The 7,364-nt window shown below is 51.7% G+C and carries 8 protein-coding genes; 5 read left to right on the top strand and 3 right to left on the bottom strand.

Going from position 1 to position 7,364, the window contains the following annotated elements; translation table 11 throughout:
* Both QNK41_RS07595 and QNK41_RS07590 read right to left on the bottom strand, forming a co-directional pair.
* On the bottom strand, window positions 1–2,162 hold a 2,162-nt coding region (locus QNK41_RS07595; RefSeq protein ID WP_319255380.1), incomplete at its 3' end, for an HAD-IC family P-type ATPase.
* Window positions 2,163–2,213: 51 nt separating this feature from the next.
* On the bottom strand, window positions 2,214–3,455 hold the full coding sequence (locus QNK41_RS07590) for a cation:proton antiporter (RefSeq protein WP_319255378.1): 1,242 nt from the start codon (window positions 3,453–3,455) through the stop codon (window positions 2,214–2,216).
* A 292-nt stretch (window positions 3,456–3,747) separates the two neighbouring features.
* Here QNK41_RS07590 and QNK41_RS07585 point away from each other — a divergent pair, with 292 nt between their 5' ends.
* The 4 genes from QNK41_RS07585 (at window position 3,748) to QNK41_RS07570 (ending at window position 5,819) form a co-directional block, all read left to right on the top strand.
* The gene (locus tag QNK41_RS07585; RefSeq protein WP_319255376.1) at window positions 3,748–3,951 is read left to right on the top strand and encodes a hypothetical protein; all 204 of its coding nucleotides are present in this window, start codon (window positions 3,748–3,750) and stop codon (window positions 3,949–3,951) included.
* An 87-nt stretch (window positions 3,952–4,038) separates the two neighbouring features.
* Window positions 4,039–4,521, top strand: a complete 483-nt coding sequence (locus QNK41_RS07580; protein WP_319255374.1) for a cation diffusion facilitator family transporter — start codon at window positions 4,039–4,041, stop codon at window positions 4,519–4,521.
* A gap of 116 nt (window positions 4,522–4,637) precedes the next feature.
* The gene (locus QNK41_RS07575; RefSeq protein ID WP_319255372.1) at window positions 4,638–5,222 is read left to right on the top strand and encodes a cation transporter dimerization domain-containing protein; all 585 of its coding nucleotides are present in this window, start codon (window positions 4,638–4,640) and stop codon (window positions 5,220–5,222) included.
* Window positions 5,223–5,231: 9 nt separating this feature from the next.
* Window positions 5,232–5,819: a uracil-DNA glycosylase gene (locus QNK41_RS07570; protein ID WP_319255370.1), complete on the top strand. Its 588-nt coding sequence runs from the start codon at window positions 5,232–5,234 to the stop codon at window positions 5,817–5,819.
* Between the two features lie 203 nt (window positions 5,820–6,022).
* On the opposite strand, the gene QNK41_RS07565 is transcribed toward QNK41_RS07570, so the two are convergent.
* A complete protein-coding gene (locus QNK41_RS07565) occupies window positions 6,023–6,517 on the bottom strand; it encodes a universal stress protein (protein ID WP_319255368.1) in 495 nt (164 codons plus the stop codon).
* 452 nt (window positions 6,518–6,969) lie between these two features.
* Here QNK41_RS07565 and QNK41_RS23010 point away from each other — a divergent pair, with 452 nt between their 5' ends.
* On the top strand, window positions 6,970–7,311 hold the full coding sequence (locus QNK41_RS23010) for a Tn3 family transposase (protein WP_413815128.1): 342 nt from the start codon (window positions 6,970–6,972) through the stop codon (window positions 7,309–7,311).
* Window positions 7,312–7,364: the final 53 nt, after the last annotated feature.

Here is a 7,364-nt window from a genome sequence, read left to right as displayed (position 1 = left end):
GCGAACACCTCGCCCATGTTGGACGACAGCAGATAGCGCACGAACTTCTGGATGTTGTCGTACTGACGGCGCCCTTCCTCCACCGCACCGATGATTGAAGCAAAGTTGTCATCGGTGAGGACCATGTCTGCCGCGCCCTTGGCCACATCGGTGCCCCGCAAGCCCATGGCGATGCCGATGTCCGCTTTTTTCAGGGCCGGTGCATCATTGACCCCATCGCCAGTCATGGCGACCACCTGACCCATTTCTTTGAGCGTACTCACGATGCGCAGTTTATGCTCGGGTGTGGTGCGCGCAAACAGCACGTCTTGTTGCAGGAGATCGCGCAGGCCGACGTCATTCATGGCGTTGAGCTCCCGGCCGCTGATCGCCCTTGCGGTCCCCAGGCCAATGGAACGGGCGATGGAAAGTGCCGTGGCCGGCGCATCCCCCGTGATCATAATCACCCGGATGCCTGCGCTGCGGGCCAGTCGGATGGCTTCCGGCACCTCGGGATGGGGCGGGTCGATGATGCCCACGATACCGAGCAGTGTAAGATCGCGTTCGATGTGATCTTCATCCAGGGCGATGCCCTCGGGAAGGCTGCGCCGGGCCAGCGCCAGGGTACGCAAGCCCTTCTCGGCCATGGCCTGATAAGCAGCGCCGGCGGCCTGGCGGTCTGCCTCCGTCAGTTCCCGTTGCACGGTATGGTCCCAAATGTGGGTGCAGCGCTCCAGAATCACCTCCGGTGCGCCCTTGACATGCGCAATGAAAGCCTCCGGCAGATGCTCTATGCGGGTCATGCGTTTGCGACGGGAATTAAAAGAGAACTCGCTGACGCTATGGGGCGCTTCTTCCTCCGGGTGCAGCCAGGCCTTGTAGCCGGCCACCACCAGGGCGGCCTCGGTCGGTTCACCGATTTCGTGCCAGCCCCGGTCGTCTTTGGCAAGGCGCGCATGATTGCATCGCAAACCGGTTTCGAGCAATGCCAACAGGTCCGGTCTCTCGTGGTAATCGACCTTATGCTCGTTTTGCTCGAAATGGCCTTGCGGGTCGTAACCGACGCCGGTGACTGCCAGTTCACCGGCCGGAAGCCAGATACGGATCACGGTCATCTCGTTTTGCGTCAGGGTTCCGGTCTTATCGGTGCAGATGACGGTGGTCGCGCCCAGGGTCTCGGCGGCCTGCAGACGGCGCAGCAAGGCGCGGCGCCGTACCATGGCGCGTACACCCAGAGCCAGTGTGATCGTCACCACTGCCGGCAGGCCCTCCGGCACGACTGCCACAGCCAGCGAGATTCCCGTCAGAAACATCTCCAGCAGAGGCTTGCCCAGCAGCCAGCCGCTGAGCGCTACCAGAACGGAAATGGCGATCGAGAATATGCCCAACTGTTTTCCCAGTACCGCCAATTTGTGTTGCAGGGGGGTCGCCTCCCGATCGATGGTCTGGGTCAACTGGGCAATCCGCCCGAATTCAGTTGCCATGCCGGTTGCCGTTACCACGCCCCGGGCACGACCGTTGGTGACCGCGGTGCCCATCCAGGCCATGGATGACCGCTCGGCAAGGAGCGCGTCGTTGTCGACCGGATCAATGCTCTTGCCAACCGATTCCGATTCGCCGGTCAGTGACGATTCATCCACCCTGCAGTCGAGCGCTTCAACCAGCCGTAGGTCGCCCGGAATGCGGTCTCCGATCTCCAGCACAACCATATCTCCGAGCACCAGTTTTTTGGCCTCGATGGTTTGTTGCCGTCCGTCACGCACGACCTTGCAGTGGGGCGCAAGCATCCGCTGGAGCGCCTCGATGGCCTGTTCCGCCTTCCACTCCTGGACAAAGCCCAGCACGCCATTGAGCACCACGATCACCATGATGGTAACGGCATCGGCCATTTCGCCTACGGCTATCGAGATGGCTGCCGCTACTATCAGAATGAAAATAAGCACATCCACAAACTGACGAGCCAATACCGTATACCAGTGCACCTTGCGCCCTGTTTCCAGTGTGTTGGAGCCATGCTGCTGCAATCGGTGTTCGGCTTCCTCAGTACTCAAGCCATGGCGGGAATCGGTGTAACACCGGGTGATTACCGATTCGGCATTCATGTTATGCCAGGCCGACGCTCCGGTCTCCCCCGTTGATGAATCCGCCGGCGAATCAGTTGACGGAGTTTTTTGCTGTGTCATAGGACATCCTCCGAAAAATATAATTGATATAAACGCATCGGTTGCGTATTTTCAGTCATGTGAGTGTTCCTTCGGTTGGGGTTCCCCTTGGGGCACTCTCAATTCATCGCCCCAGCGACGGATCAACAGGGAGAAGAGTAACGGCACGGTAACGGCGGTGAATGAAGCTGCTGATACAAGAGCTGTAAACAGGTGTCCATCGATCAGCTTGGCATCGAACAATAACTGCGCGACAATGATCTCGGTTGTGAGACGGGCATCGAGCCCAATTCCGATGGTCCACGCCTCATGCACGCTAATCTTTTTCATTGGCACCATTAAGAATACGCCAGCAAGTTTCCCGACAGTTCCTGCAAGATACAACAGGATGGCTAAGGTAGGTTCTCTGAACAACCCCTCCAGGTCGGCATTGAGTCCCACCCAGAAAAAAAAGAAAAGTCCTAAAAAACCATAGCTGAGCGATTGTATGGTTTGTGTTACCTGTTTGCCTACCTCACCCATGCTGCTAAATGCCGGACACATCAGCACACCGGCAGTGATGGCGCCCACGACCATACCGAGGCCGGTGTATTCCGACAGGCCGCCAAAACCGAAAAGAATGATCATGGAGAGCAGCATAAGATTGCGCGGACGGCGTGGCAGCCAGCGGGATAGCAGAACGATCAACCAGCGGTAGCTGAACCAGGCCAGGAGTATGAATGCCATCACCCCCATGATGAGTCCGATGATACCTCCACCCACATCACCTGACTTCTCACCGATCCACACCGAGACAAGAGCAACCAGAAACACTTCGATCACATCATCCAGCACCCCGGCGCCTATGATGAATTCGCCCACACGGGTGCGGATGAGCTTGAATTCATCCAGGATCGGAACAATCACGGCCTCGGCAGTAGGCATGCGCGTTAATCCGATAACAAACGCCATTAGCCAGCCATAACCCAGGGCCAGCATGACCCCCACACCCATCAAAAACGGCACAAGCGTATTCAATACGGTGAGCCAGATGATGTCGCCACGCTGGTTCCGCATCTCCTTCAGATCTATCTGCAGACCGATATAAAACAATAGAAACAGCACGCCGAGTTCGGCCAAAAACGATAAGGGCACATGGAACTCAGGGGATAGCAAGTGGCCGCCCAGCGGTGTATAGCGCGCGACCATGGCGACAAACAAGGCGCCCAAAATTCCGGGGATGCGAACCCGCTCCAGTAATCCCGCCAGTAAATAGGTCAACGCAAAAAGCAGCGCAAGATCCAATAAAAGTTTGCCAACCTGGAGTTCAGTCATAGGGTTCCCTCAGCATTTCGATAACAAGCTTTATTCTCATTTTTTCAGGGTGAATTCCGCTATTGGTATCAGCAATAAGTATGCCGGAGGTAGGAGGCGACATTGAGTTAATCGATGGCATATTTTATGCTTTGGAAAGATATAAGCGTTGGGATAATTAATTTGGCAAGGATAGAGGAAGGAAGCCGTATGGTAATACTGCGACGACCGATAACGCAGTCCAATTTAATTATCTTAAAGCCTATATAAGGAAGTCGTTCGTATCTGTAACCCGATTACTTAGGAGGAAACCATGACAACACCACAACATTGCCCCGGTTTTGAACAGTTCAGGGAATTGGACGCTTTGACCTGCAAGTGTCCGGAATGCGGCGAGGAGATCGAATTTTTTTCCGATGAGTTCGACAAAGAACATGATTGTCCCAAGTGTGGCAAACCCGTTGATTTCACCCAATGCACCCTTTCCGGCAGGGGCAGGAAAGGCACGCCTCGATAATTGACGCAAGCTGCATTTATGGCTTGGCCCCGAGTGGTTCAGGCAACGGTATCAGAATCGAGAATCCGCCGAACGGAGAAGGACACGATGGAAAAAGGTGAAAAAGTGGCCCTGCTGGCCATCGGGGTCAATCTTTTGCTGTTCGCTATAAAATATGCTTTTTCAAACTTGTCCGGTAGTATTGCACTGAAGGCCGATGCATTTCATTCGCTGTCGGACGTCGTGGCATCTTCGACGGTGCTGGGCGGATTGTTTATCGCCAAGCGCAAAACCCGCTTATTTCCCTACGGACTCTACAAAGTTGAAAACATGGCCTCGGTCATTGTAGCGCTGGTCATCTTGTACGCCGGTTACGAAATCGCCATGGAGGCCACCCAAGGAGAGACGATTGACCTGCAAAACGTATGGCCGGCCGTCGCCAGCGTGGTGTGCGCCATCGTGGTCAGTTTTCTTTATTCCAGCTATGCCACTCGCGTCGGCAGGGAAATCAACTCTCCCAGTCTGGTGGCGGATGCCAAACATATCAGCATCGACATGTTCGCCAGCGCGGCAGTCCTGGTGGGCTTTTAGCCAGCTTTGCCGGAATTAAACTCGACCGTGTCTGCGCTTTCGTTGTCGTAGTCATCATCGCCTGGTCCGGCGGCAAGATACTCATCGACGGCATCCGGGTGCTACTGGATGCGTCTTTGGACTACCAGACGCTGAGCCTGGCGGAAAAGTTGATTGTCGCCGAACCGCGGGTGATCTCCATACAGAACCTGATGGGACGCAATTCCGGCCGCTATAAGTTTATCGAAGCCAACATCCTTTTAAAGGTGCATGAACTGGACAAGGCGTCTTTTATCGCCAACCGCATTGCGGGCAGCATCTCCGAACGAATCAAAAATGTGGATCGAGTGCTGATCCACTATGAGCCCATCAAAAAAGAAAACCTTATTTATGCCCTGCCGCTGGAAGATGATCTACAGCAGCAGATATCGGATCACTTTGGCGAGGCCCCCTACTTTGGCCTTACCACTGTCTGCCTTAACGACAACAAAGCCATCGGGCAGGAAATCTTGGCCAATCCCTTCACGCAGGTAGAACACGGCAAGGGCATACTGGTGGCGGAATTTTTAATCCGGCATTCGGTTGATGTGGTCGTCACTAAAGAGAGTTTTGCGGGCAAAGGGCCATTTTATGTATTCTCCAGTGCCGCCGTAAAAAATGTACTAACCCGGGAAGACACGGCAGAAAAAGCGTTGGCGCACCTGGGGGTACGCTACGTATGAGGAACACTTATGTGTACCCAGAATATAAATGCGGAGATTCAGAGATGCACCCGCTGCAGGCTTTCTAAAACCCGAATCCATGCGCTGTGCGGAGAGGGAAATGTGTCAGCCAAACTGATGCTAATTGCTCAGGCACCCGGAGAGAATGAGGATAGAATTGGAAAGATGTTTATCGGTCCTTCGGGAAAAGTGCTCGATGAGCTGTTGGAAATCGCTCATATTGACCGAAATAATATTTACATGACGAATCTCGTTAAATGCATGCTGCCCAAATACCGGCGGCCAAAGTCAGATGAAATTAACATGTGTTCCCGGTACCTGGATCGTGAGATCGAACTTATAAGCCCTGAGATACTGGCTCCGTTAGGTTATTTTGCAACCCGCTATATTTTAAAAAAGTATGACATTCCCATACCTTCCAAACCTGAATTTCGAAAACTATACGGAAAGGTTGTTGAGGCCGATAACAAAAAAATACTGCCTCTGCAGCATCCTGCCGCTGTCCTCCATGATGGGTCGATTAAAGAGGTGCTGGTACGAAATTATCAGAAATTGCGGCTGATTGCAGGGCCGCGACCATTAGGGCCGCGGAAATAAATAATGAAGGAAACATGTAAAGTGAATCCGGTGAGAAAACCGTCTGTGCCTCTGTTCGCTCCGTGAGAGACCCTTTTTATCTCTCACCCGGCTTGTCCCGCTCACCGGGCTTCGCTCGAAGACACAGAGGCGCTGAGTTTTTGGTCTAATATGCGATAAGGAAATTATCTCTGTGCGTCGACGTGCTCTGTGAGAGACTATTTTTACCTCTCTTCGGGTAAAGGGATGATAAAGACAGGTTTTCTAACGCGGCGCAGGACCCGTTTAGCAACACTTCCAAAAAAGGCCTGGCCTACGATGCCCTTTCCATGGGTTCCCATGACGATTAGATCGCAGTGTAATTCATCCGCTTTTTTTAGGATCTCATCAGCCGGATAGCCTTGGCAGACTTCTATTGAAACCACTTTATCGGCGGATTCAGGATGATCCGCAACTTTCTCATCGACAAATACCTTCAACCGCTTATTTATTTCTTCAGTAACGTGGGTGAGCCTTTTTTGCATGTTCTCTTCCAATTCCTTCTCATTAAAATAGAAACCGACCACATTTCCAGAAACTCCCATCATCATATAAATCACATGCAATATAGTGATCTCAGCATCGTATTTTTTGGCCAGGTTCAAGGCATAACCGAACGCGTAGGCAGAATTGTCCGACAGATCGGTGGCATAAAGAATTCTCTTGATATCCGGTGTCATTGTATTTCTCCTGTCTAGTAATTATACAGTTTTGTGTCAACGCTGTTCAATCCGTAACCATACCTCCTTTTTATTATCTTCTTTAATAGGCGAGGAAATCGAGGAACATGTTCTAACCAAATCGAAACAATGCTTAGCAATCATATGGAAAAATTGTTTGCGTGTGTACATAAGTTAAGTCTTTTTCTAATCTTAAACCAAATGCGAAGCATGAGTTATGCCACAAAAAAATTTGAGATAATATGGTGTTGATTCAATTGGTTAACGTGATAGAAGAAAAAATAATTTCATTGGGCGGCAATATTGTAGATAAATATCGAAATTCTATTTAGCAAAATTTCGAATCCCAAACTCAGACCGCTAAGAGCTGATTATGCAACCCAGGGAGGGCAGGTTGGTGTTTATTTCCTTATATTCCGTAGCTTGCTGCGCTAAAAAGCCGAGATGATAAATTGATAACTCTGAAGAATACGACACAAAGCATTATCATCGGCAAGCTGAGTTCTTATGCCAGAAAAAACGCACCAAAAAAGCCATGTGGGAACTCGAAAACATTTTTTAGAATCATTTACATTTTGAGGTATGCGGACGACATGTTGCTCAGACAAAACGTTCAACGGGCGCTATACCGTTGTGGGGCCTATCATCAGTTGTGCCGCGCTATCCCCCATGAGAATTCCGGAAAGTTTAGGGTCGACACCGAAGGGGAGCAACAGAATTGGAGCGAATGCTCCCGGCCCATCGCCAACGCCGCCATCTTTTACAACTCGTGCCTACTCTCCAAGCTGCTATGAACAAAAAAGATTCGGAACCCATCTCTTGTCCGCTCAGGTTCATATGTCTTGTA

The organism is Desulfosarcina sp., assembly GCF_033791525.1.
GTDB lineage: Bacteria > Desulfobacterota > Desulfobacteria > Desulfobacterales > Desulfosarcinaceae > Desulfosarcina.
This window is presented reverse-complemented; position numbering and strand designations above follow the sequence as displayed.